Annotated in this window: 29 protein-coding genes, 1 tRNA gene and 1 riboswitch; of the genes, 22 read left to right on the forward strand and 8 right to left on the reverse strand. The window is 40.8% G+C overall.

Features of this window, described 5'->3' with window-relative positions:
* The first annotated feature begins 12 nt into the window (after positions 1–12).
* The 3 genes from TY49_RS22895 to spoVIF all read left to right on the forward strand — a co-directional run bounded on the left by TY49_RS22895 (position 13) and on the right by spoVIF (position 1,347).
* A complete protein-coding gene (locus TY49_RS22895) occupies positions 13–729 on the forward strand; it encodes a DUF421 domain-containing protein (RefSeq protein ID WP_041968190.1) in 717 nt (238 codons plus the stop codon).
* Positions 730–823: 94 nt separating this feature from the next.
* On the forward strand, positions 824–958 hold the full coding sequence (locus tag TY49_RS24430) for a YjcZ family sporulation protein (RefSeq protein ID WP_023615235.1): 135 nt from the start codon (positions 824–826) through the stop codon (positions 956–958).
* A 134-nt stretch (positions 959–1,092) separates the two neighbouring features.
* Positions 1,093–1,347 carry a sporulation-specific transcription regulator SpoVIF gene (gene spoVIF, locus TY49_RS22905; protein ID WP_041968191.1) on the forward strand — a complete coding sequence of 85 codons (255 nt, stop codon included), beginning with the start codon at positions 1,093–1,095 and terminating at the stop codon, positions 1,345–1,347.
* 28 nt (positions 1,348–1,375) lie between these two features.
* On the opposite strand, the gene TY49_RS22910 is transcribed toward spoVIF, so the two are convergent.
* A complete protein-coding gene (locus TY49_RS22910; RefSeq protein ID WP_041968192.1) occupies positions 1,376–3,694 on the reverse strand; it encodes an ATP-dependent helicase in 2,319 nt (772 codons plus the stop codon).
* Between the two features lie 221 nt (positions 3,695–3,915).
* On the opposite strand from TY49_RS22910, the gene TY49_RS22915 reads away from it, so the two are divergent.
* Positions 3,916–4,248, forward strand: coding sequence for a hypothetical protein (locus tag TY49_RS22915; RefSeq protein ID WP_041968193.1), 333 nt, complete (start codon positions 3,916–3,918; stop codon positions 4,246–4,248).
* A 262-nt stretch (positions 4,249–4,510) separates the two neighbouring features.
* Here the strand turns inward: TY49_RS22915 and TY49_RS22925 are convergent, their stop codons facing one another.
* The 3 genes from TY49_RS22925 to TY49_RS22935 form a co-directional block, all read right to left on the reverse strand.
* Positions 4,511–4,936: a GNAT family N-acetyltransferase gene (locus TY49_RS22925; RefSeq protein ID WP_041968195.1), complete on the reverse strand. Its 426-nt coding sequence runs from the start codon at positions 4,934–4,936 to the stop codon at positions 4,511–4,513.
* A gap of 6 nt (positions 4,937–4,942) precedes the next feature.
* A complete protein-coding gene (locus tag TY49_RS22930) occupies positions 4,943–5,452 on the reverse strand; it encodes a YjcG family protein (RefSeq protein WP_041968196.1) in 510 nt (169 codons plus the stop codon).
* 115 nt (positions 5,453–5,567) lie between these two features.
* Positions 5,568–6,293, reverse strand: a complete 726-nt coding sequence (locus TY49_RS22935) for an alpha/beta hydrolase (protein WP_041968197.1) — start codon at positions 6,291–6,293, stop codon at positions 5,568–5,570.
* A gap of 221 nt (positions 6,294–6,514) precedes the next feature.
* On the opposite strand from TY49_RS22935, the gene TY49_RS22940 reads away from it, so the two are divergent.
* The 3 genes from TY49_RS22940 to TY49_RS22950 all read left to right on the forward strand — a co-directional run bounded on the left by TY49_RS22940 (position 6,515) and on the right by TY49_RS22950 (position 10,185).
* Positions 6,515–7,513 carry a TAXI family TRAP transporter solute-binding subunit gene (locus TY49_RS22940; RefSeq protein WP_041968198.1) on the forward strand — a complete coding sequence of 333 codons (999 nt, stop codon included), beginning with the start codon at positions 6,515–6,517 and terminating at the stop codon, positions 7,511–7,513.
* A 193-nt stretch (positions 7,514–7,706) separates the two neighbouring features.
* Positions 7,707–8,240: a DUF1850 domain-containing protein gene (locus TY49_RS22945; RefSeq protein ID WP_041968199.1), complete on the forward strand. Its 534-nt coding sequence runs from the start codon at positions 7,707–7,709 to the stop codon at positions 8,238–8,240.
* Positions 8,241–8,244: 4 nt separating this feature from the next.
* A complete protein-coding gene (locus TY49_RS22950) occupies positions 8,245–10,185 on the forward strand; it encodes a TRAP transporter permease (protein ID WP_041968227.1) in 1,941 nt (646 codons plus the stop codon).
* 38 nt (positions 10,186–10,223) lie between these two features.
* On the opposite strand, the gene TY49_RS22955 is transcribed toward TY49_RS22950, so the two are convergent.
* Entirely contained in the window at positions 10,224–10,445 is a 222-nt protein-coding gene (locus TY49_RS22955) for a hypothetical protein (protein ID WP_041968200.1), read from the reverse strand.
* A 128-nt stretch (positions 10,446–10,573) separates the two neighbouring features.
* Between TY49_RS22955 and TY49_RS22960 the strand changes: the two genes are divergently transcribed.
* Together TY49_RS22960 and TY49_RS22965 are read left to right on the forward strand one after the other, a co-directional pair.
* The gene (locus tag TY49_RS22960; protein ID WP_041968201.1) at positions 10,574–11,191 is read left to right on the forward strand and encodes an NUDIX hydrolase; all 618 of its coding nucleotides are present in this window, start codon (positions 10,574–10,576) and stop codon (positions 11,189–11,191) included.
* A 93-nt stretch (positions 11,192–11,284) separates the two neighbouring features.
* Positions 11,285–11,357, forward strand: a tRNA-Val gene (locus tag TY49_RS22965).
* 62 nt (positions 11,358–11,419) lie between these two features.
* Here TY49_RS22965 and TY49_RS22970 read toward each other — a convergent pair.
* A complete protein-coding gene (locus tag TY49_RS22970) occupies positions 11,420–12,274 on the reverse strand; it encodes a manganese catalase (protein WP_041968202.1) in 855 nt (284 codons plus the stop codon).
* Positions 12,275–12,507: 233 nt separating this feature from the next.
* Between TY49_RS22970 and TY49_RS22975 the strand changes: the two genes are divergently transcribed.
* The 6 genes from TY49_RS22975 to TY49_RS23000 all read left to right on the forward strand — a co-directional run bounded on the left by TY49_RS22975 (position 12,508) and on the right by TY49_RS23000 (position 17,530).
* Positions 12,508–13,632, forward strand: a complete 1,125-nt coding sequence (locus TY49_RS22975; RefSeq protein WP_041968203.1) for a DUF2515 domain-containing protein — start codon at positions 12,508–12,510, stop codon at positions 13,630–13,632.
* Between the two features lie 89 nt (positions 13,633–13,721).
* Positions 13,722–13,829: riboswitch (TPP riboswitch) on the forward strand.
* Positions 13,830–13,953: 124 nt separating this feature from the next.
* Positions 13,954–14,955 carry an ABC transporter substrate-binding protein gene (locus TY49_RS22980; RefSeq protein ID WP_084135584.1) on the forward strand — a complete coding sequence of 334 codons (1,002 nt, stop codon included), beginning with the start codon at positions 13,954–13,956 and terminating at the stop codon, positions 14,953–14,955.
* 2 nt (positions 14,956–14,957) lie between these two features.
* Positions 14,958–15,251, forward strand: a complete 294-nt coding sequence (locus tag TY49_RS22985; RefSeq protein WP_041968204.1) for a thiamine-binding protein — start codon at positions 14,958–14,960, stop codon at positions 15,249–15,251.
* Positions 15,248–16,009: an ABC transporter permease gene (locus tag TY49_RS22990; protein ID WP_041968205.1), complete on the forward strand. Its 762-nt coding sequence runs from the start codon at positions 15,248–15,250 to the stop codon at positions 16,007–16,009. The genes TY49_RS22985 and TY49_RS22990 overlap by 4 nt, the downstream gene beginning before the upstream one ends.
* Positions 16,006–16,767 carry an ABC transporter ATP-binding protein gene (locus tag TY49_RS22995; RefSeq protein ID WP_369390711.1) on the forward strand — a complete coding sequence of 254 codons (762 nt, stop codon included), beginning with the start codon at positions 16,006–16,008 and terminating at the stop codon, positions 16,765–16,767. Before TY49_RS22990 ends, TY49_RS22995 begins: the two co-directional genes overlap by 4 nt.
* Positions 16,754–17,530 (forward strand): TatD family hydrolase, encoded by a 777-nt coding sequence (locus TY49_RS23000; protein ID WP_041968207.1) that lies wholly within the window; start codon positions 16,754–16,756, stop codon positions 17,528–17,530. Before TY49_RS22995 ends, TY49_RS23000 begins: the two co-directional genes overlap by 14 nt.
* Before the next feature lie 65 nt (positions 17,531–17,595).
* Here TY49_RS23000 and TY49_RS23005 read toward each other — a convergent pair whose 3' ends face one another.
* A complete protein-coding gene (locus TY49_RS23005; RefSeq protein ID WP_052442274.1) occupies positions 17,596–18,168 on the reverse strand; it encodes a hypothetical protein in 573 nt (190 codons plus the stop codon).
* 174 nt (positions 18,169–18,342) lie between these two features.
* Here TY49_RS23005 and TY49_RS24840 point away from each other — a divergent pair, with 174 nt between their 5' ends.
* Complete coding sequence (locus TY49_RS24840) at positions 18,343–18,498, forward strand: YfhE family protein (protein ID WP_156972754.1); 156 nt, start codon at positions 18,343–18,345, stop codon at positions 18,496–18,498.
* 226 nt (positions 18,499–18,724) lie between these two features.
* Positions 18,725–19,267: a general stress protein gene (locus tag TY49_RS23010; RefSeq protein ID WP_041968208.1), complete on the forward strand. Its 543-nt coding sequence runs from the start codon at positions 18,725–18,727 to the stop codon at positions 19,265–19,267.
* A 118-nt stretch (positions 19,268–19,385) separates the two neighbouring features.
* Here the strand turns inward: TY49_RS23010 and TY49_RS23015 are convergent, their stop codons facing one another.
* Positions 19,386–19,940, reverse strand: a complete 555-nt coding sequence (locus tag TY49_RS23015; RefSeq protein ID WP_156972755.1) for a hypothetical protein — start codon at positions 19,938–19,940, stop codon at positions 19,386–19,388.
* Positions 19,941–20,265: 325 nt separating this feature from the next.
* Between TY49_RS23015 and TY49_RS23020 the strand changes: the two genes are divergently transcribed.
* The 5 genes from TY49_RS23020 to TY49_RS23040 all read left to right on the forward strand — a co-directional run bounded on the left by TY49_RS23020 (position 20,266) and on the right by TY49_RS23040 (position 25,086).
* Complete coding sequence (locus TY49_RS23020) at positions 20,266–20,502, forward strand: hypothetical protein (protein ID WP_041968210.1); 237 nt, start codon at positions 20,266–20,268, stop codon at positions 20,500–20,502.
* 512 nt (positions 20,503–21,014) lie between these two features.
* Positions 21,015–21,773, forward strand: a complete 759-nt coding sequence (locus TY49_RS23025; protein ID WP_041968230.1) for a transporter substrate-binding domain-containing protein — start codon at positions 21,015–21,017, stop codon at positions 21,771–21,773.
* Between the two features lie 127 nt (positions 21,774–21,900).
* A complete protein-coding gene (locus tag TY49_RS23030; protein WP_041968211.1) occupies positions 21,901–22,560 on the forward strand; it encodes an amino acid ABC transporter permease in 660 nt (219 codons plus the stop codon).
* Between the two features lie 28 nt (positions 22,561–22,588).
* Positions 22,589–23,311 (forward strand): amino acid ABC transporter ATP-binding protein, encoded by a 723-nt coding sequence (locus tag TY49_RS23035; protein WP_084135588.1) that lies wholly within the window; start codon positions 22,589–22,591, stop codon positions 23,309–23,311.
* A gap of 218 nt (positions 23,312–23,529) precedes the next feature.
* Entirely contained in the window at positions 23,530–25,086 is a 1,557-nt protein-coding gene (locus TY49_RS23040) for a BCCT family transporter (RefSeq protein WP_041968213.1), read from the forward strand.
* The last annotated feature ends 14 nt before the right edge of the window (positions 25,087–25,100 follow it).

Consider the following 25,100-nt stretch of genomic DNA (forward strand, 5'->3'; position numbering starts at 1 on the left):
AGGGATGATTTAATGCCAGATATACTTAGAACGATCATACGCTCTATTTTGCTGATTTTAGGCTTATTTATCATTACAAAGCTTCTTGGGAAAAAGCAGTTATCGAGTCTGTCATTTTTTGAATATATCGTAGGCATCACTGTAGGAGATATTGCCGGTACATTAGCGATGGATCCTGATTTGAGCTTGAGGGATGGAATTGCCAGTCTGGTTGTTTGGTCATTCGTTCCTTTGGCGATTTCAACGATATCCTTAAGAAGCAGAGCATTTCGCAAAATAGTTGAGGGGCAATCAACTACCTTCATTGAAAATGGTAATATTCTCGAAAAAAATATGCGGAAAGAGAAATACAGCATAGATGAACTCCTGGAACAACTACGCAAGAAAAGTGTATTTAAGGTAGCTGATGTTGAGTTTGCTTCACTTGATTCCAATGGAGAATTGAGTGTTTTATTGAAAAAAGCCAAACAGCCCTTAAGATATGAGGATATTGCAATTAAGATGGATGAAGAGTCTGCCCCGGTGTCAGTTCTAGTCGATGGAGTATATATCGATGAAAACTTAAAGCGGATGGGTGTGGATAGAAGTGCATTAATGGAACAAATCCAGGCTAAAGGATATCAGCCACAACAAGTCTTTTATGCAGAAATGGATTCTAGAGGAAACCTTAGTGTTGATTTATATGATGAATTTATATCCTGCCATTTCCCAGACTTTGATCAAGTATAATCAAATATTTCAAAATGGATGGGGGCTCGCCCATACAAATTCGTTATGCCTCACATATATTGCTATTGAGTAATAAAAAGTGAGGTGAAGAAGAATGGGCTACGGTTATGGTGGCTTTTGCGGCGGTGGCTATGGCTACGGAGGTGGCGGCTACGGAGGCTCCACTTTCGTATTGATCGTCGTTTTGTTCATTTTGTTGATTATTGTAGGAGCGAGCTTCTACAACTAAGAAAGGGAAGGAGAAGCTGTTCCAATCGGAACAGCTTTTTCTGCATAGACTCATGCTGATTTTTTTGGGCGCTCTTTCACCATTTTATGCTTCCTTCATACAATAGAGTAGTTAAAGAAGGAGGCGTGATTTATATGGATAATAATTTCTTCAAGAATATAGAGAAAAAAACGGGCGTAAATATGAATGATGTATTTGAGTTAGCGAATTCATTACAAAATGCGAACTTTAAAGATGAGCAAACTGTAAGAGGCGTAATCCGCCGTGTTTCAAAAATGGCTAACAAACCGGTAAATAAAGAAATGGAAGACAAGATTGTAGAATCCATTGTTAAGGATGGAAAGCAGCTTGACTTTGGCCAAATCTCCAAAATGATCAACAAGAAGTAATTCTTGAATGCCAAATTAGGACCTGAGTTTATATCCCCAGATCCTGATTTGGCATTTTTCTTTTAATATTGGATAAAAAACGGGAAGGATTAGCTTTTCTTCCACGTCTTTTTTGTGGAACAGAAATGAATAAGTTCTTTTCTGCCCTTGTCACCGCTACATAAAGTAGACGGCGTTCTTCTTCGAGCGGCTGGAGGTCTCCATTGCGATAGGCATCCAAAGCGTAATCATGGGGGATGCTTCCGTCTACGGTTCCAATTATATAGACATTTCCATATTCTAGCCCCTTGGCTCGATGAATGGTGCTTAATGTGATGGCGTCAGTTAGGTTCCTGCTGCTTCGTTTAATTTCAGCGTTCATGGCTGTCATATGGTCAGCATGCTCGATGAATTCTCCGACGGTTTTAAAGTTGCGTGCCGCCACTTTTAAATCCCGGATGTCATCCGAACCCTTTTCAAGCTGGTTCCCTTCATTTCCGCGCTTTTTGATAAAGTCTTGATATCCAAGGTCCTTTTCGACTATATCGATTGCCGCTACTGGCGATAGAGAAGACAGAGAGCGTACGATCGGTATGAGTCTTTTTAGCTTTTGTTCCTGGAAGGCAAAGCCGGTTTTTACATGGGTAAGCGCTTCAAGCATGGAACAATCGTTCAGGATGCTATTCGCCTGTAAATCACGGAAAATCGACTGCTTTAAAAATAGTGATGGAAGTATATTTTTGATTGCCTCTGATTCATCGGGATTCATGCTTAGCCGCAGAAATGACAGCATTCCTTTTATCATGAAACGCTCGTAAAAGGATTCAATATCCTGATCAAGACGGAAGGGCAAGCTTGAATTCGCCAGCCTCTCGAATACTGCACGGCTGGCTGCATTCGTCCTGAACAGGATAGCGAAATCACCGGGGCGTTCGCCTTGTTCGACCCGTTCTTTTATATCTGTCAGAATCATCGTTGCTTCTTCTTCTTCATCATATGGATGGAAGATTACTGGCGGACGCTCACCGGAGAATTGGGCCCGCATTTCTTTTTCATGACGGGTGAGATTTGCAGAAATTAAAGTGTTTGCTGTCTCGACAATCTCATGCGGCGAGCGGTAATTCTGGTTTAAGATGATTAATTTAGTATTTTTGAAATCTGTCTTGAAGTTAAACAGATAGGCAGGGTCACTGCCTCGGAATGAATAGATTGACTGGTCGTCATCGCCGACAGCGCAAACATTTCCATGCTTGCTAGAGAGCATTTTCATAAGTTCGTATTGAACTTTATTAATATCCTGGAACTCGTCTATTAAAAAATAGTGAAAACGATTTTGATAGTTATCAAGTATTTCAGGCTTTTCCTTAAAAAGCTTATAACAGCCCAGAAGCATGTCATCAAAATCGAATAACTTCTGCCTCTCTTTAGCAGCTTCATAGTCTTTATACAGAAAAGCCACCTTTTCTTCCCATGGAGATTCTGGCTTAACTTCGTGTGGCATGATCATCGTGTTTTTCCATAAACCGATTTGCTGGAGTGCGAGGTCATAGGCAAACTCTTTTTCATCCAGCTGGAGCTTTCGGCCAGCCTCCTTTAATATCTGTTCCCGCTGCCATTCTTTTTTCATCAGCTTGTCAGATGACCAATTTTCACGGTCATGGAAACAAAGGATTCGGTAGAAGATGCTATGAAAGGTGCCAGCAATCAGCTGGTTAACCTTAGCGGGGGACATTCCCGGGTAAAGGGCAATCCGTTTCTTCATTTCAGCGGCAGCCTTTGCTGTGAAGGTGACAAGCATGATAGAACCGGGATCAACTTTCTTCTCTTCAATCATGAAGGCGGTTCTTGCGGTCAGTACTCTCGTCTTTCCACTTCCAGCACCAGCTAAAATTAATAATGGCCCATCTATAAAAACAACAGCTTTTTCCTGGTTACCATCGAAATGGATCCCAGCATCTTTAAGTTGTTTTAAGTAATTTAACTTTACCCCTGGCTTAGCCGGAGGGAACGGATTAAAAGGTGAAGGAATCTTTACTTCCCGTGGGAATATGAATTTTTCCTCTCTTTCAGCTTCAGCCGTAATGGAACGGGCCTTCGGTATCCGGAAGCCATTTCGTTCGATATATTCCGCTTCCTCGGAAGGTTGAACGGACGGGGAGGATTCAATTTGTTCACTGCAATTTTCTTTTGCGGAAAGGTGATGATAGAAATGGGGCTTGTCCTTAATGCCAAGGTAAAGCCGGACAGGGCCTCCGCATACAGAACAGGTGAGCATCCCTTTTTTTCCGTCATCATAAAGCTTTTGATAATCCTCACGGTTATATCGATCCAGGCTTATTAACTGTTGATTATACTTGGCTGTTTTCATGTTTTCCCTCATCTCCGACCAAAAATAGCACAATCTTTATCATAGCAGAATAAGATTTTTAACAAAAGGTGTTTTCGGCATCCATAAACACTTTGTGAATACATTATATATAAGTCGGAGGCCAGAATTTTTTTTCATTAGTAGTTTAGTACGGTCAAAAACAGGGGAAAGGAAAAGAAGAATATAGTGAGAAAAAATAATTATGCTTGGGGGATACCAAAATGGGATACATTCTTCCAGTGACAAATTATCAATATATACAATATGCCGAGCGTGAAATAGGGACAGATTATGATCCGTTCCAGATTAATAAAATCGCAAAGATACGCAAAGAAGATCCTGTAGAACAGGGACAGGAACAGCGGGAGCAAGCAGTAGAACCAATGAAAAAGCGCAAGGACCAGCAGCCTGTGGCACGAATGCAGCTGGCCGCCTCTGATATAAGCTTCTCTAATACGGATCGGGTTTATAAGAAGAAGGTAAATCCTTCAGTGGTCAGCCAGGCATATGCTGAATTAACGGGAAAAGGAAGGCACTACAGCGAGTCAATTTAAACTAGCTGTAGTGCCTTTTTGTTATTCAAGAAGGCTGTTTTCGTAAAGGTTGTTGTTATAATCCTAAAAACGATTTTAACGTAATATATACCCATTTTGTAGGTCGTTATTAAGTTTGCATGCTCTTTTCTCATAAGGAGCATCAACATTACCAAGAAATAAAGGTAATTCAATCCAATATTGTATTCAATAGCAACAAAGTTTGAGCAGAGAGCCTTCAAAAAAAAGACTCCACTCATAAAAGAATGGAGTTTCAGTAAATTTAAATAGATTTTTTCATCGTTTTATGTGGGATTCCGGCATCCATGAATTCTTCTGATACCGTTTCATATCCTAGCTTGCTGTAAAATGGGATAGCATGTGTCTGCGCGTTCAATTTCAAGGTTGATATGCCTTGTGACTTGGCATAATCCTCGATTTTATTCATGACCGCGACTCCAGCACCGGCTTTGCGGTTTTCTTTTAAAACGCAAATCCGTTCTACCTTGCCGATTCCGTCCAATACACGGAATCTCCCAGCACCAGTTGCTTTTCGGTTATCATCATATAATACAAAATGAACAGAGTCGGATTCGAATTGATCAATTTCTTCTTCTTCCGGAACATCTTGTTCATGAATGAATACACTCTTGCGTACTTCGAATGCATCTGCTAATTCTTGATCGTTGTTTACAATTTTTACTTCCACGTTAGATTATTCCTTTCCAAGCCTGAATGTTTCATATACTGTCCATGATCCATTATCCAACTGGTACAATAGGTGGATTCTGTCGGCGGTATCCTCAAATTGCACCTTTGTCATCCTCAATGAACCATATACATCGGAATGTTCATCGTCAGACATTTTCTGTCCGATAGTGATATGTGGTACAAAGTTATACTCCTGATTTCCGTCAAATGTTGCATTAAGCTCATTATGAAGCTTTTCCAATTCTTCAGGTGATTCAACCTTCAAGTAAATTACATTGTTAACGGGCTTAAAGGAACCAATCTTAGTGATCTTGATGTTGACTGGTCTGAAATTCCTGGCGATTGAATCGAGTTTATTCGCGATTTCCTTGATTTCTTCCTCCGTTGCTTCAAAGGATGACTTTAAAGTTACGTGAGGCGGGATTAACGCATAGTGTGGATCATAACGCCTTCTCATTGAATTTGCAAAATCCTGGATTTTTTTCGATGGAAAAATGACAATACCGAACTTCATCTCAGGTACCCCCCGTTTCATTAGTGTGGTGCATATCGATTTACTGAAAACCTATATTATGATTTACCATTCATTATAACAAATTTTCTAAATATATAATATAAAGAAGCATATATTAGGAAAACACTTGTCTTATTGCCCGCTTGAGGTCTGGCTGCCAATAAGTCCAGGTATGATTCCCGCTAAACTCATCGTAAAAATAGCCAAAGCCTCTTTCCTTAAAAATTCTCGACAGTTCCCTATTTGGCGTTAAAAAGTCTTTGGTTTTGGGGGATGTCGTTTTTACGACTGTTTCTTGCTCTCCAACAGTATGGTAAATCTGGAGCAATTCAGGTTGGCGGAAGTCCTTTACGGCCGTGAATACATCCTCGTTCACATAAGGTGACTGAAGAAGTACTTTTCCAAATGTGTGCGGATACTGGAGCGCGGCAAGCAAGGAAACTGTAGCTGCGAGTGAATCACCAATCAATGCGCGGCCCATGCCCATTTGGTAGGTAGGATATTGTTCATCTAAATAAGGAACAAGCTCATGAGCCAGGAAACGGATATAGGCTTGGTGCTGCTCTCCTTTTGGATGGTACTTTCGCCGTCTATCCTCTACGGATTCATATGGTATTCCTACGATGATGACGTTTTCAATTTCCTTTTTACCAAGGAGCTCGTCTGCAATCCTTCCAATCCGTCCGAGCTGGAAATAATCCCGGCCATCCTGTGCGATTAGTAATGAATATTTATATAAGGGAGAATAGTTGGCAGGCAGGTATACCAGCATAGTTACTTCTTCTCCAAGTTCCTTGCTTTGAAGTGTGATTTCTTCTATTTTGCCCAGTGGAAAATCCATTAATTTACCTCCAAATCAATTCTTTTGCATTTGTCCTTTTAAAAAAATAAGAGTCTTTTCTTATCAACACGATTTTAGCATATGTATTTTGAAAAATCTTTTATGGCAATCTAAGTGTATCGGGCAAGAAAGATAGTTAGTAAGTAACATGTTTGACAATTGTGTGAAGTCTTATGTTAAGATTATGTTGAACAATTCTATTTCTATAAGGGGGATTTCTGATGAAAAAAAGAAAGTTTCTTTTGTTCACTGCATTGATGCTGGTTCTTTCAATGGTACTGGCTGCATGTGGTGGCGGCGACTCTAAAGAAGAGGGCGGCGGAGAAGGAAAATCAGAAGAAAAGCCAAAATACATGAGCATCCTTACTGGTGGGACCGGTGGTACATACTTCCCGTTGGGCGGATCATTTGCCAAAATTGTCTCTGATGCAACTGGGGTTAGCACGAACGCTGAAACAACAGGTGCTTCTGCAGAAAACATGCAGAGCATTAAAGACAATAAAGGTGAAATCGCCTTCACACAAACTGACATCGCTTCCTACGCAACTGAAGGAAAGTTAATGTTCGATGGAAACAAAATCGAAAATATCAAGGCAATCGGAACATTGTATCCTGAAACTATCCAAATCGTTACAACAGAAAAATCAGGAATCAAATCAGTAGAAGATCTTAAAGGCAAAAAGGTCTCAATCGGTGCACCAGGTTCTGGTACGGCAGCGAATGCTGAACAAATCCTTGAAGTTTACGGTCTTTCACTGGATGATATCGAAAAGCAGGACTTGAGCTTTGATGAATCAGTAAACGGCATTAAAGATGGGAACATCGATGCGGCATTCGTAACGGCTGGAACACCTACAGCAGCTGTAGAAGAACTTTCTGCAACTGAAAAGGTAGTTATTGTTCCGGTTGAAGCTGACAAAGCTGAAGAGCTTATCGAAAAGTATCCTTACTATGCTAAAGAAGTAGTACCTTCTGGAACATACAAACTTGGTTCAGAAGTGCCGACAGTGGCAGTTCTTGCGATGCTTGTTGTAAAGGCAGACCTTTCTGAGGATCTTGTCTATGACATTACAAAGTCGATCTTTGAAAATCTTGACCAGGTAACACACGCAAAAGCAAAGCAAATCAAGCCGGAAAATGCTCTAAACGGTGTTGGCATTGAAGTGCACGCAGGTGCCCAGAAGTACTATGATGAAAAAGGTATTAAGGCAGCTGAGTAAATGTTTTAATATTACCGGATAGTGCCCATAGAGGGTATTATCCGGTCAATTCATCTAAACCAAAAGGCTTTTCGCAAAGGAAGGCTATATGGATTAAAACCCAGGCAGGTAGACCGAACTTCCAACCGGTCTATTTTTTACTGTTATAAAGAAAGTACTCCATCGGAGACATTGGACAGGCGAGGCTAGTGATATGAATTTAAAATGGATTAAATCAAAATTCTTCGTTCTGTTAACCCTCATCATTTTTTTTGCAATTATCTCAATCAATATCCCTTATAAACAAGCTCTAGTTTTTCATGCACCTGAAAGTAATGATATACTCTGCTATGTACCGATTGATACAGGGGAAGCCTTTAAAATAAAGTATAAGCACTCGATCCATCTTTCAGATGTGATTGAAAGCTACAAAGTTACCGAAAGCCATAAAATCAGGCAATACGAACTGGAGTATGAGGATTTTGCTATCGGTATGCCATCTGAAGTCGCGGATGGAGAGAACTTTGAAATGAAGGATGGCAAGTACTATATTACGAATATGAACAGGGAATTTTCGCATTTCGATATGAGGCTTGGCCAGGTCCGGGCAAACCACACCCTGATTTTTGAAGACATAACGTACCCGTTGTCCAAGGCGATTGAACCAGGGACAAGGGTACGGATAAAGATTGAGGAAATTAGTTTATTGAAGCAATTGGAAGGAGTGAATATCCTTGACGACAAATGAAGAAATGGTATCTCAAGAAAAACAACAAGAGCTTCTGGAAAAATATGACCCGGAGGCTGCAACTAGAAAATTGGCAGGTAAGATGGGATGGATTGTTTTCTTCGGGCTTCTGGCTTTCTCAGTATTCCAGCTATACACTTCCATATTTGGTGTCCTTACTGCCCAACTCCAGCGTTCGATTCACCTGGGATTCGCTCTCGCGCTCATTTTCTTGCTGTTTCCAGCAAGGAAGAAGAATCTTAAAGTAAAAAAGGTTGCATGGTACGACCTGCTATTGGCTGTGCTTGCTATTGCAGTTGGGGCCTATTGGCCAGTGATGATAGACGAACTCGTCAATCGTGTCGGGCGATTGACACCAACGGATTTCTACATTGGTATTGCCGCTATCCTGCTGGTACTGGAAGCGACACGAAGAACGGTCGGCTTGCCGATCACGATCATTGCAGCTTTATTCATGGTTTACGCCCTTTTTGGACCGTATATGCCTGGATTCCTGGCGCATAGAGGTCTTGATCTGGAATCTCTCGTCCAGACAATGTTCTTTACTACTGAGGGTATTCTGGGAACTCCTTTGGGTGTTTCATCAACATTCATCTTCCTATTTTTATTGTTCGGTGCATTCCTGGTAAAGACGGGTGTTGGTCAATATTTCAATGATCTCGCTGTTGCCGTTGCAGGAAAAAGTACTGGAGGACCAGCAAAGGTTGCGATTTTTTCCAGTGCCCTTCAAGGAACAATCAGTGGAAGCTCAGTGGCTAACGTTGTGACATCGGGGTCATTTACGATTCCGATGATGAAAAAGCTTGGCTACCGCAAAGAATTCGCCGGTGCCGTAGAAGCAGCGGCATCAACAGGAGGACAGCTAATGCCTCCAATCATGGGAGCGGCAGCGTTCCTGATGGTTGAATTCATCGGTGGCGGAATTACTTACTGGGAAATTGCCAAGGCAGCTACAATCCCTGCGTTGCTTTATTTCTCTGGTATATGGATTATGACTCATTTTGAAGCGAAAAGGATCGGTCTGCGAGGATTGTCTGATGAAGAAATGCCTGACAGAAAAGAAGTCCTTAAAAAGATTTATCTTCTATTGCCTATCCTGATTGTTATTATATTGATGGTAAGCGGAATGAGTATCATGCGTGCTGCCTTGTGGTCGATTCTATCCACAATTGTCGTCAGTGCTTTCAGCAAAGAGACGCGAATTGGTTTCAAAGATGCGATCGATGCACTTGTCGATGGAGCGCGGACTGCACTGGGAGTTGCGGCAGCTACAGCTGCTGCAGGTATCATTGTTGGGGTAGTTACTAAGACTGGTCTTGGACTGAAGCTTGCAAATGGCTTGCTCGATCTTTCTGGTGGTTACCTAATTCCTACTTTGATGCTGACTATGGTCGCCGCAATCGTTTTAGGTATGGGTTCTCCAACCACGGCTAACTACGTTATCACTTCAACAATTGCTGCACCGGCCATAATTTTACTTGGTGTACCGGATTTATCAGCTCACTTATTTGTTTTCTATTTTGGTATTATTGCCGATATTACGCCTCCAGTTGCTCTTGCAGCATTTGCGGCGGCAGGAGTTTCCGGTGGAGAACCGCTGCGTACCGGTGTGAATTCGGCCAAGCTCGCGATAGCGGCATTTATCATACCTTATATGTTCGTGTTATCTCCTGAACTTCTTATGATCGATACAACCTGGACAGAATTAATTTGGGTGGTATTCTCGGCCATTTCTGGTATGCTTGCCATTGGAGCAGGGGTCATTGGTTACTGGTTAAGGAAATTGCAATGGTGGGAAAGAGTGCTGGGAATCGTAGGCGGTATTATGCTGATTTATCCAGAAGGAATGTCGGATATAATCGGTCTCGGTCTTTTTGTACTGCTTGTTGCACTTCAGTTAATTATTAAAGATAAAGATTCAGTGAAACCAAAGCCAGCAAATTAATGAACGGGGAAAGGAGTCCTTTTACAGGGCTTCTTTTTTTAGCTTGATTTAAGCAGTTTGCGTCTTTCGGGCATAACAGAAAGTATGTTTTCCTTTTTGAACAGGCGATCTGCGTTTCTGAGAAAACAGAAAGCTTTAAAATAACGATCATGTATTTCTTTTACGATAATCCGCCGATGGGTAATTTGGTTATTAGCTGCGAGATAAATCATCTCGACAGGAAGGTTTTCCTTAAATGATTTTGCAATAAGGCCATTCATGCGCTCTCACTCCTTTTATTTCTATTTACATTATACCCGAACATTCGTTCTTTATTCAATCTTTTTTAGAACGTTTGTTCGTAAAAACTTAAAGTGAGATATGGTATTATTTAGAAGGGGGTGTACTCATGGAAAACGAATTACTTAAGGTGTTTGATCAACAGGGAATTTGTATTGGTACTGCTACGAGGTCGGAAGTTCATAAAACAGGACACTGGCATGAAACCTTTCATTGCTGGTTTACCGAGCGGATAGACAATGAAGAATTTCTTTTCTTCCAAGTCCGCAGTTCAGCTAAAAAAGATTATCCTAATTTGCTGGATATTACCGCAGCGGGACATATTCTTGCTGATGAAAGTCCTGTGGATGGCTTAAGAGAAGTGAAAGAGGAACTTGGGATAGATCTTGCCTTGGAGGAATTGCATTCATTAGGAATGATCAAAGATTCTTTGAACAGTCCTGGATTTATCGACAACGAATTATGCCATGTGTTTTTGTATGAACAACCTCAACCTTACGATAATTACAAGCTGCAAAGAGAAGAGGTATCGGGTATCATGATGGCGAGCCTTACGGAATTTGAAGATCTTTGGTTTGGTAAGAAAAAGAAAATAAAAGTTGAAGGTTTCCTTGCGAGCGTGAATAATGAAAAGAAATCACACAGCATGCTTGTGACCAAGAAAGATTTTGTCCCACATGAAGATACATATATCGAAAGTGTAATTAAGGCAATTAAAAAATTATAGATTAGGGTATTTTTACGTAAAAATTATATTGACATTCCTATTAATCCAGTATATATTAGTAAATGTCCTCACTACGTGGGACAATGCTAAAACGATTCCTTAGCTCAGCTGGGAGAGCGCTACCTTGACAGGGTAGAGGTCGCTGGTTCGAACCCAGTAGGAATCATACTAAAAAGCTTCAATCCTTATATTAAGGGTTGAAGCTTTTTTTTCTTTCAATAATGATGTTCACATCAAATTTGGCGGGATCTGTTCAGTGCGCATAACCGCAGGTGGTGTATTAAAAATATAAGGAGGTGATGGTTTAAGTTTTGGCTTTGGCCCAAATGGAGCAGGATTTTGTACATACTGGAATGTACCTAGGCCGTCCATGCTAGGTCCGCTTGCCCATCTGCCGGCCGCACTTTCGTCTCCCTCTGAAAGGTTAAACAGCACGTAGGAAACTTCCTGTTTTTCCAGGTGTTTCGGGAAGGTGCTTGGCACCACTACGTTTTCCTTTGCTTCCAATTCTTTTATGGCTGCGATCCACTGATTCTGGTGCATTGTGTCCCTTGCAAGCAGCCAGGATAGCATATCCCTTACTCCACGGTCCGTCGTTTCATAATATAACCTTGCGACCTGGAGCCTTCCTTGAGACTCAGCATTAAGGTTTGCCCTGAAGTCGGCCAGAAGGTTCCCGCTCGCGGCAATGTAATCTGCCGTCCAGCGGTTTCCGACACTGTCCGCAGGCATTGCTCCCAATCCTGATACGATGATATGTTGGGGATTCATTCCGCCTAAGATTGCATTCATTACCGGATCCTTTGCCGCTTCTTCTTGTGCGCCAACGGGTGCGCCATCTAAAAGCCTGGCTATCATGGTGGACAGCATTTCAATATGGGCCAGTTCTTCTGTCCCGGTATCCATCAAGAGATCACGATACTTTCCATCACCTCGAGTATTCCATCCCTGGAATAGATATTGCATTGCAACAGAAATTTCCCCGAATTGTCCTCCGAGAACTTCTTGAAGCTTTTTAGCATAGACAGGATCAGGCCTTTCTGGTTTTGCTTGGTATTGTAATTCTTTTACATGGTAAAACATCCTATTCCTCCCGAAAACAATTTTGCATTCCACTTTTATGATATGGGCAATTCAATATTAGGTAACTTGCCCATGCAAAAGACGGGGAGAATCATTGAGGCTGTCATTCTTGAATGAATAGCTCATTTATTTAATAAAACTGCAATAGAATGGAAAAGGAGCAGTTTATCACCTCTTTAAATTTAAGTTAATCTTTCAATTTTAATGCCAAACAGAAATAGGGGGGATGACCGATATTCTTTTTTAATAGAAAAGTAAAGTCGCCTATTGAAGTGATCCACGAAAACTTGCAAAGAAGGCAAAAAGTAAGTTTGGCTAAAAACCCCTCAGAAGAAGAGAGAAAAATCATTCGCGAGATAAAGAAGAAGACTGAAGAACTAAACATAAACAATATTACTAGAACGAAAGCTTATCTGGATTTTTATAAAGAGCATCCGGAAATCCACTGGGTATTCCTGGCCCATATGGTCTCAAGGAATGGCGGTTGGAGCATGACGGATTTAAAAGCTGAGCTTTTAGCAAGGCTGTTATCTAAAAGGGAAAAAAGCTCCTATTTTTCTTTCCTAGAACGAGGGAATTGGCTTATTTTCCAGGATGCCTATCCACAGCTGCTGCTTTACGAAGAAAGTCTCAAAAGGAAAGAACCGCTATTCAGACTGCTTCCCCACTTTAATGTTTCAATCTTTATAGAGACGATCTGGGATTATTACTGGAGCTTTTCCAATTCATCTCTGCTCACATTTGGACTGATTATTAATGAACAGAACTATATCGAAAATAGAGTCATCAAGAATCAGGAATATATTAAAGGTGTATTCAGTACCCTGGAGTTTGAATTACAGGATTTATTATCCTTCAATCAAATTCTTTTCCCTTATAATGATTACGGTGTGACTAAATTGGCCGGACAGACAGTAAACCAGTTCGAATCATTGCACGAACGTATCCAGTTAGGAAAGAGACTGTATACCATCCTTTTTGATATACATGTTTTGAAAAAGGTGGAAGAGTGGGCCGTGGCACACCCACATACCGGTTCACGAAAAGATTACTGGCCACATATTTTTAATGATGTACACGAAGGAATGCCTGGGCTTAAATATCAAATAAAATTGAGTTCCTGTAAGCTTAAATCCGGAGCAAGACGAATCTTTAGCCCGACACTTGAAAATGTATGGAAAAACGTTAAACACCAGGAAGCTGAGAAGGGCGAGTGGTTTAGTAATTTTAAAGTATTAGAGTATCTTAGAGAGATAGAGGGACCATCACTTGGCAATATTGAATACGATTACTGTCAAACACTTGAAAAGTTGGAACTTGCTGCTTTTGCTAAAAAAATCATTTCGATTCTTGATTAGCAGTCAAGATATTAGATATAAGAGTAAATGGTTTATTTTTCTAGACGAATCATAAAACTTTATATATAGTAGAGATGACAATTGGAGATTTGGAAATGTAGGGGAGCCGGTAGTGCCGGCTGAGATAGTATCCATAGATGCTGACCCTTTAACCTGATCTGGTTCGTACCAGCGTAGGGAACATCTTCTGATAGACGTTTTTTCGTTTATTATGGATTTTTTCATGCGCTTGGGATTCCCTGAGCGCATTTTTTATTTTTATGAACATTACCCATCCTTCTTTTCCACCTTCATTGTCAAAATAAGAGAAGAGGGGATAGTATGAAAAAATTATTTATTTTGTTTTTTGTATTTTTATTCGTCACGAATCTGGCTGCCTGTTCATCAAGTCAGTCTTCAACGGAAAAGGGAGGAACATTAAAGAAGGTATCAGTAGTGCTTGATTGGACACCGAATACGAATCATACCGGTATCTATGTCGCAAAAGAAAAAGGATATTTCAAGGAGCATGGGTTGGACGTAAATATCATACTTCCGGGAGAAGCAGGGGCTGACCAGCTTGTCGCGTCAGGAAAGTCTGAATTCGGAGTAAGTTATCAGGAAGGGATTACCCAGGCGAGAATCCAAGGAATTCCGATCGTTTCACTTGCCGCTGTTATCCAACATAATACTTCTGGATTCGCCTCACCAAAAGCTAAAAATATTGTTTCTCCAAAGGACTTTGAGGGCAAAACGTATGGCGGCTGGGGATCACCAATTGAAAAGGCTGTAATCAATTCGTTGATGAAACAAGAAAATGCTGATGTGGAAAAAGTTAAAGTTATAAATATGGGTGACGCTGACTTTTTTACAGCAGTGAATCGTGATATTGATTTTGCCTGGATTTACTATGGTTGGACAGGGGTTGAGGCGGAAATTCGTAATGAGCCTATCAATATGGTTTATTTAACTGATTACACAAAGAAACTTGATTACTACACACCAGTCATTACCACGAATGAAAAAATGATCAAGGAAGATTCAGAAACAGTCAAAGCGTTCATGGCCGCGCTTACAAAGGGTTATGAATTTGCGATTGAGCAGCCAGCTGACAGTGCTGATATTTTGATAAAGGCTGTACCTGATTTGGATGGAGAGCTCGTGAAGAAAAGCCAGGAATGGCTTTCCCCTAGATACCAGAATGACGCAGAACGCTGGGGGGAGCAAAAGCTGGAGGTTTGGCAGAATTACAGTGAATGGATGTTCGACAATGGCCTTTTAGAGAAGGAATTAGAAGCTGAAAAAGCTTTTACAAATGAGTTTTTACCAAAGAGGGGGAAATAATGATGGCAACAGCGTTAGTGAGTGTACAAATTATTCCTAAGGCTTCTTCTACCGAGGAGGTCATTGAATTGGTTGATGAGGCAATCAAAATCATTGAATCGTCTGGTGTAAATTATGAAGTCCATCCGCTTGAGACGACAATGGAGGGGGAGCTGGAGCATTTGTTGGCTGTGATTGCTCAGATGAATAAGAAAATGATCGAGCTCGGATCTCCAAACGTGATCTCTCAGGTGAAAATCCTGTATCAGCCAAGCGGTATCACTATGGGCAGACTGACGGAGAAATATCGGTCATGATAACAATATGGAATAAAGGATGGAAACCGTTTTTGGTTCTCCTCCTTTTCTTCTTATTTTGGGAAGGGATTACTCATTTTCAGGAGATACCAGCATGGCTGCTGCCAGCTCCTTCTATCATTTTTAAGGAAGCTGTAACGAGTTATCCATTATTTCTTCCTGATATTGGAGCGACCTTGAAATTGGCGGTTACAGGACTTTTGCTGGGGTCAGCAATAGGATTTTTGATTGCTATGACACTTCACTTAATACCTTCTCTGCGAAACGCATTCTACCCATTCCTGATCTTATCGCAAAATGTACCGATCATCGTTTTGGCTCCTTTGTTAGTCATTTGGTTTGGTTTCGGTTTTTTTCCGAAGTTAATCATCATCATTTTAGTCTGTTTTTTCCCAGTTACAATTGCATCGTTGGATGGATTCAGCAATGTTCCCCGAGAACTTATGCATTACATGAGGATGTCAGGTGCCACAAGGTTTCAGACATTTGCGAAGCTGGAGCTCCCTAATGCTCTGCCACCTATGTTTTCGGGATTGAAAATAGCAGTAACATATAGTGTGATGGGGGCCGTTATTTCAGAATGGCTGGGGGCTGAAAAAGGGATTGGTGTATTTATGACACTATCTTCTTCAGCTTTCAGGACAGATCGAGTATTTATTGCCATATTCATTATTATCTTTTTCAGTATGCTGCTCTACAGCATTATTGTAATGATTGAAAAGAATGTGATTAAGTGGAAGGTCAAAGGTGAGGAATGATGGAAGCGAAAATCAGACTTGAACATGTCACCAAATCCTTTAAAGACACAGGGGTAGTGCTTGATGATATTACTTTGCATGTGAATGATGGAGAATTTGTTTCCATTATTGGTCCTTCTGGCAGTGGGAAAAGCACCATTTTTCAATGTATTGGCGGCCTGCTTCAGCCTGAAAAAGGAGAACTGTTTCTGGATCATCGAAAAATTAACGGAGAAACAGGGAATATAGCGTATATGCCCCAGCAGAACTCACTTCTGCCCTGGAGGACGGTATCAGATAATGTCTTGCTGGGCCAGGAACTATTCCATAAGCCTGATAAACAAGAGGCTCAAAAATGGTTAAGAAAAATAAACTTATCAGACTATCAGGATGCTTATCCACACCAGCTTTCAGGAGGAATGAAACAAAGAGTAGCCTTTTTAAGGGCGCTTCTTAGCCCACAGTCAGTTTTGCTGCTCGATGAGCCATTTTCTGCACTGGATGAGTTCACCCGATTTGATATGCAAAAGTGGCTGTTATCGATTTGGGAAGAGAAGCAGAAGTCAGTTCTGTTTATTACCCACAATATTGAAGAGGCTATCTTTCTATCTGACCGGATTTACCTTTTATCTCCCCGGCCTGCTAAAATCATTCGGGAGATTAAATTGCCTTTTAGAAGGCCACGATGTGACCAGTTGCTTATGGAAAGCGAATTTCTCGCGTTGAAAAGAGAGATATACAGCGATTTGAAGGCAGGTGGATTGCATGAGAGTGTTTGACGCTCATATTCATTTTGATAAATATATAGAAAGTCATCAAAATATTATTATTAATAGTTTAATGGAAAACCAAGTAAAAGGTTTAATAACCGTCTCGATGAATCTTTTATCTTGCAAAGAAAATCTGAGATTGTCTGATCACCATCCAAATATTTATCCTGCCTTTGGCTACCATCCTGAACAGCCATTGCCGACCGATAATGAAGTTGTAGAACTGTTGAATTGGATTGAAGCAAATCAAGAAAAAATGGTTGCTGTCGGAGAAGTTGGGCTGCCCTATTATCTGCGCAAAAGGGAAAAAGGCAGTAGGTTTCCTTACCAGGGTTATGTGGAGGTTTTGGAGCATTTTATTTTGCTGGCTAAGCGGCTTAATAAACCGATCATCCTGCATGCAATTTATGACGATGCATCTGTTGTTTGTGACCTGTTGGAAAAGCACAATGTAAGGAAGGCGCATTTTCATTGGTTTAAAGGTAATCAAGGAACAATGGAAAGAATGGCGCAGAATGAGTATTTAATATCGTTTACACCGGATATCCTTTATGAAGAAGAGATCAGAGAGGTTGCAGAATTCTATCCTTTGCATTTGATCATGGGGGAAACTGATGGTCCTTGGCCATTTGAAGGGATTTTTCAAGACAAGCTGACTCATCCTTCAATGGTTCATCATGTGGTCCAGCAAATTGCCGCCATTAAGAAGGTCAGGCCTGAAGATGTGTACAACAGTTTGTACAACCAGGTGAAAAGCTTCTATCAAATATAAAATAAACGAAAGGATAGGCTGCTCCTATCCTTTCGTTTATATCAGGGCAATTGCCGTTGACAGAATCAGGGATGATGCAGGTGCTGTTTTTGGTCTTTGATTAAATGTAAGTCATTTATCCAGTCATCCCCAAGAAGACTTCCTGAATACAGGTAGATGATAAACAATGTGAAAATAAGGACTGGTTTTATGATATATTTTTTTGATTTAATGGCTGCCTTAGTTTTTGGAAGTATTTTGAAAAGGAATAAGCTAGCTGCTGAAATCGTTAAGAAGATATTGATCAAGATCAGTGATTTTTCAGGCAGCAGCATTTCTCCAAGCATTGCCCCCATCATCCCGCCCATAATACCGGACATAAGACCTTCGATTGCTGCAGCAGAACTGAATAAAGCACCTGTTATCGTGCCAGCAGCTGCTCCTATCAGCATTGATAGAATAGTAGAAAGAAATAAATCACCACGAAAAACAGTTCCAAATAAAACTCCAGTAGTCAATCCTATATTCATGCCGAGATACATTGAAATGATCATTCCATTCATGCCTGTCATCTCAGTCTTCTGACGAAGAGCCAGGATGGTGGAAATCAGAATAACTGCAGCAAGGGTGGAGAAGACATAAGTATTGTACAAAAGCATGGTTAACCTCCTTTTCACCATCTTATGAAGAAAGAGGACAAACCATGACGAAGTTCAAGGGGGTAGCCCCTTGAAAATAGTACCATTTATAATCTGTTCGTTTACTGCTATATCCCCAGGGTACAAACATAAAAGATGGACATCATCTAAAATAGATTTCAGGAGGGATAATAAATGGATAAAAATAAAGCTCCCAACAAAGGATTGAATACTGAACAGAACAATGGTTTGACTGATACTCAGGAAGTACTTTACGCAAAGGAATTCAGCCGTGCAGTAAAGGCGGAAAATAAATATAGAGAAGAAAACGGAAAAAAGCTAAATAGGTAGGTAAAAGATGGCTTACGGCCATCTTTTCTATTTATCTGCAATTCACGGGGAGGACTCTATGTTTAGCTCATAATGCGACGGGTAAGGGTTCTATGTAGGCAAAAACACACAGTTTTTCAATGGTAAATAGCTGTTTTTGCAGGAAAGTTGTCGCAAAGGTAACTCTCACGCTCGTTAAGTGAGTCACGCGATTAGATCGTAAAAATTCGAATGGAGGTAATAGTCTATGGAGAAGACAATCGTAGGTGGAGTATTCAGGAATACAGACGAAGCAGTTGGAGCAATTAGAAGACTTAAGGAAATGGGATTTGACGCGCACGATTTATCGATTTTTGCAAAAGACGATGATAAACTGGAGAACATCGAAGACCAAACGGATGTAGATGTAATTGAAAATGATTCTGATCGAGGCAAAAATGCTGGCAAGGGCGCTGGTATTGGCGCTGGGACTGGTGGCGTTCTCGGAGGAATCGCCGGCCTGATTGCCGAAATCGGTCTGCTTTCAATTCCTGGGATTGGTGTCCTTGCTGCCGCTGGTCCGCTTGCAACAACATTGAGTGGTGCAGCAATTGGTGCTACAGGAGGCGGAATTGTCGGTGCATTGACAGGTGCAGGAGTAACAGAAGATGACGCCAAAGAATATGAGAGGTACTTGAAGGAAGGCAATATCCTTGTGTTAGTCGAAGTGGATGAGGAAAGAAGAGAAGAAACCCATACCACTTTCAGAGACTCTAATTCATTGAACACTGATATGTATGTGACTTCCTAAACTGGAGGGCAAGAGGCATTCCTTTGGATAGGAATGCCTCTTTTTTATGGATATTGGGATTTCTTCTGTATTAAAAAAAGTACCTGTTCCAGTAGGACAGGTACGATTCATGAAGAAGTTATCCGGTAAGTTTTGGCCACTCATTATAACGAAGAACATGGTAAATGGCCAGACCGTCACTATAATTGCCGTTGCCGTAATCAACTGGAATCAAAGAAAAGGTGGCCAGCCAGACAGAAAAGTAGGAATAGCGGACAAATATAGTATGAGGTTCTATAAATCCTTGCGAGATAAGGATATTAAGCACCAAGACTGATCCAAGATTAAAAATGATTCCACCAGCATGGACAAGGAAGTGAGTTAATCGATTATTCCATTTAAGGTGCTCATACTCGCTAAAAGCATCCAAAAAATACATGCTGTTTAAACTGAAGGGCCCTTTCTTGAAAACTGTTTTTCCGCGTCCAAGTGAGAAACTGAATTCACCTCCAAAAATCCATGCAAAAAAAGAATGTCCTAACTCATGCACAAGTGAAACTACAGGATAAATAAGTAAAAGGGCCAACAGAAAGCCCACAAAATCAGAAAAGCCAAACATGGTATAGAAACCTCCTATCTTAAAAAAGTATGGTTTAAGTAATGGGTTGCTTTTCGTACTCATTTCAGCATTCATTTAGTGATTGGTGCTCTTATCGAAGAGCATTCCTAAATGAGATTGAAGATGATACAAGCAACAAAGTTAACGAAAAGAGTCTTAGTTATCAATGTACAAGTTTTACCCACAACCAGGTAAGCTAAACGACCATACAGGCTGAAAAATATTACATAATTACCTTATTATTTTTAACTATTTCCATAATCTGTTTTAAACACTCAAAAAAACGCCGTTATGGCTTTTTTTATTGTTAATGCACTGTAATTAATATCGAAACCGCCTATACCCAACCTGAAAGAACGAATAGGATAATATAGAATAAATAAAGGCAGGAGGGGAAAATATGTCACGTGAAAAAGGAAAGGTTATTCATGTAGATAAGCTTACAATTCATGCCAAAGAGGTTGAGATCATTCAGGAAAAGTCAAGGGAACACCATGAAGGCAGAAGGCATCCCTTGGATTTCTTTGGTCCAAGAAGAAGATTGGGGCGTGAATTTGAAAAAGAGAAACACCATGAGGAAGAAAGCAGTTCGGCAGAGGGTAGGAATGAGAGGCACAGAGGGCCCAAGTGGATTTAAACTTACAGGTCGATATTTACTTGAGTAAAAATAGGTAGTATTAATTATTTATAGAAAGCCAGGAGCTCTCAAAGGGGAGGTTCTGGCTTTTCTTAGTATAATGTAATTTTTCCACGCACATTGTCGGACAAGGAAGAATCAGGAGTATCTTAGAGGATTCAGTGGGAAAAGGGAGGCTCGGCAGGCTCAGCAGACGAGAACAAAGAATATCACATGATTTGATAAATTATCAGATAATTTGGATTTTGATTGAATATTACAAGATTGTTACAATTATTGTTATAACGTATTTTCGTATTTGACGTAATATTTGTTAAAATAGGAAATTTGGATGAATTCTTACAATACTAGTTTACTGTTCTCGAAAAGTGGGTATAAGTACTTTGGGTCGAATGTTACGGTTTTTTATAACTGGGTTATAAGGACCGTTTAACAGAATAAATAATAAAGAAATTAAAGATTATGAGGGGGAGTTTTAAACAGTGAAGAAAATTTTATCATTATTCATTAGTATGGTGACCATAGCAGGTCTCCTGGCTGCTTGTGGCAGCGATGAAAAAACATCCGGCAGCGAAGGCGGCATGGATTTGGCTGAGAAGGGCAAGTTCACTTTTGCGACATCCGGTGAATTCAAGCCATTCAGCGTCACAAATGGTGAAGGCGAGATGACTGGTTTTGACATCGATGTTGCCGAAGCAGTGGCAAAGGAAATTGGTCTCGAACCAAATCAGAAGAAGTTCAAGTTTGCAAGTATTGTAGAAGGTGTTAAGTCAGGCCGCTTCGATGCAGCTGTTGCCAGCCACACCATTAATGATGATCGCAAAAAGCATGTGGATTTTTCTACTCCATACTATTATTCTGGACCGCAAATTTTTGTACGTCCTGACAGCGATATAGAGAAACTTGCCGATTTAGACGGACTGGAAATTGCCGTTTCAAAAGGTTCAACTTATGCAAAGACTGCTGAAGAAGTGACAGATAATATTGTGCTTTATGACAGTGACGTAACTGCTTTAGAAGCGTTAGCCAACGGAAGGCACGACGCTGTTATAACGGACTTTATTACAGGAAAAGAAGCGATTGGTGCTGGCCTTGAAATCGAAGGCAAAGAGCTTCTTGGCAGAAGTGAGCAGGCAATTGCTATAGCCAAAGACAACGATGAATTACTGGAAAAAGTCAACGAAGCCTTGGAAACTCTACGGGAAAATGGAACGTTGAAAGAAATCAGTGAAAAATATTTCGGCGAAGACATCACAGCTAAACCGGAGTAATAAGTTGTCATCTGGAGCGAATGTGCGGTATAACTGCACATTCGTTTCTGCTTAAAAATGATGTTTACCGGGACTGGTAAACAATATTATTGAAGAATAAAAGAGCCCACAGGGAGTTGAATGAATTTTGCCAAGTCTATCGCATGTTATAGAAGTCTTTTTTGACACGTATGATATATTCCTCAAAGGCATGCTGCTTACATTGCAAGTTACAGCAGTCTCGATTTTGATTGCTATATTCATAGGATTGTTTTTTGCCTTCCTCAAAATTTCGGGTATTAAAGTTTTGGAATGGATTGCAAATGCCTATATCTATTTGGTCAGAGGAACACCGTTGATCGTCCAGATCTTCATCTTCTACTTTGGAATGACCAATTTGAACATCTCTGCTTTCTGGTCTGTAGCCCTTGGACTAGCGTTCCATAACGGTGCCTATATCGCAGAAATCTTCAGGGGAACTATCCAATCTATTGACAAGGGACAAATGGAAGCTGGTCGTTCGCTTGGAATGAGCAGGGTCCTTACAATGCGGAGAATCATCCTTCCACAAGCATTCCGTCGTGCCTTGCCTCCTCTTGGGAATCAATTCATCATTGGTCTCAAGGATTCATCACTAGCAGCATTCATTGGAATGTACGAATTATTCAATGTCGCGACAACAAAAGGGGCAAACGATTTTGACAATATGACGTACTTGCTCATCGTTGCTGTGTATTATCTATTCCTTGTTTACTTGATATCTGCTTTGGTTGGACTACTTGAGAAGAAACTTTCGGTAAGTGATTAAGGGGGAATTTGTTTTGGACGGAAGAGATATGATTAATGTTAAGAAACTGAATAAATCATTTGGCGACCTTCATGTATTGAAGGATGTGGATATAACGGTAAAAGAAAGCGACGTGGTCTGCTTGATTGGAGCAAGTGGCTCTGGTAAAAGTACTTTGCTGCGCTGTTTGAATTTCCTTGAAATCAAGGACAATGGACAAATCATCATTGAAGGCGAAGAAGTAAATGCCGATACTCATAATGTGAACGAAGTGCGCCAGAAAATCGGCATGGTATTTCAACACTTTAATTTATTTCCTCACAAAAATGTGATTGAGAACATTATCGAGGCACCCGTACATGTGAAGGGTATCAGCAAGGCCCAGGCCATCAAGGAGGCAAGGGAGCTGCTTGACAAGGTAGGACTGGCAGATAAAGAAAAAGTATATCCATCCAAGCTTTCTGGCGGCCAGAAACAGCGGGTGGCAATTGCGAGAGCGCTGGCGATGAAGCCAGATATCATGCTGTTTGATGAGCCAACATCAGCACTTGACCCTGAGCTGGTTGGAGAAGTGCTGTCAACCATGAAGGAACTAGCAGAAGAGGGCATGACAATGGTAGTCGTGACACATGAAATGGGCTTTGCGCGCGAGGTAGCTGATTGGGTTGTCTATATGCATGGAGGCCGGATTGTAGAAGTTGGCCACCCGGATGAAATCTTTGATAATCCTGTCGAAGAACGTACGCAAGAGTTTTTAAGCAAAACATTTTAAAGAATGGACGCTTAGGTTCTCTAAGCGTTCATTTTTAGCTTAATGAGATGGAGTAGGGATGAAAAAATGTTTCACCATGGATAATAGAGGGAAAAAGATTGCAGAATAATTACACGGCATGATGTTTTAATTCCCCTTCTTCAATATATTTCTCAGGCTAAAGTTAAGCGAAGATTTTAATACATAACCTAAAAAATGCATATTTTTTGGAGGCTGACATGATAAAGAATATATTATCAAACTTTGTTTTTTCTGTGTCAGCTGCGGTGATTTTGTTGTTCGTCGTAGTTGGAGCCATTATGCCAAAGAAGTTTGGTGCGGTGGCTGGAGAGTTATTTAGTTTTACAACAGTTAATTTTGGTTGGTTCTACTTGCTTGCAGTATTTATTATTGTGCTTTTCTTAATAGGACTGGCCGTCAGTAAATATGGCGCCATCAGACTTGGTGGTGAAGGAGAACGACCTGAGTTTTCCTTCTTTACCTGGATTGGTATGCTCTTCTCAGCTGGCTTTGGCGCTGGGCTCGTATTCTGGGGAATTGCAGAACCAATGAGCCACTTTTTCAACACACCATTCGCTGACATCCAAGGGGAATCAAGAAGTGCTGCCAGAGTTGCAATGGGATACTCCTTTTTTCACTGGGGTGTGAGTCAATGGTCTGTTTTTGCGATAGTTGGCTTAGTAATTGGATTCCTTCAATTCCGCAAACAAAAAAATGGTTTGGTTTCTACTGCACTTGAACCGATTACAGGTACAAAACCAGCAGTGAAAAACACAATTGATACCCTTGCAGTTGTCGCTACTGTCATGGGGATCGCCACATCCGTCGGACTAGGTGTCCTGCAAATGAATGGCGGACTAAACGCTGTTTTTGATACTGGAAACTCTATCGGCATACAAATGATCATTATTTTGGTGATATTTATTGCTTATATGATTTCATCTTCGACTGGACTTGAAAAAGGGATCGCGATGTTGAGTAACTTGAATCTTGGAATCGCGATTGTGCTACTGTTATTCGTATTGATTGCGGGACCAACAGTCTTCATCATGGAAAGCTTCACACTCGCGATTGGTGATTATTTTGCCAACTTCATTCAATACAGCTTAAGACTGCAGCCTTACCAGGAAGGGACCTGGACAAGAGATTGGACAATCTTTTATTGGGCATGGGCGATAGCGTGGTCTCCATTTGTTGGAGCGTTCGTAGCCAGGGTATCAAAGGGCCGGACCATCAGGGAATATATTTTTGGCGTTATGGTCATCCCGCCTGTTATTGCCTGTCTCTGGATTGCGGCATTTGGCGGAACAGCATTATGGAACGATTTGAATTACGACACAGGAATTGCTGCAGCAGTGAACGCAGACCTAACATCTGCTTTATTCAAGACTTTTGAAGTGCTGCCAATGTCAACTATTCTTTCGATTTTATCTATTATTTTAATTTTCACTTTCCTGGTAACATCAGCGGATTCAGCAACCTATATACTGGCAAGTATGACGACTTCCGGAAGTTTGAACCCTCCAAGATTCGCAAAAATTGTTTGGGGCTCCCTAATGGCAGCCATCTCTGCAGTTTTGCTATACGCAGGTGGTCTCGAAGCTTTACAGACTGCATCATTGATTGCCGCACTACCATTTACAGTGTTGCTTCTGCTGTTAATGTTCGCTATTCTTAAGCTTCTGAAAAAAGAACCACTGCCAATAAGATCTGCAGATCTAAGGCGATTCAGGAGATTAGAGAAAGCTGCAAATAAGGATACAAAGGAAAAGTAAAATGAAGAAGTTAG

It is taken from the genome of Mesobacillus selenatarsenatis SF-1, from assembly GCF_000813125.1.
Taxonomy (GTDB): domain Bacteria; phylum Bacillota; class Bacilli; order Bacillales; family Cytobacillaceae; genus Mesobacillus; species Mesobacillus selenatarsenatis.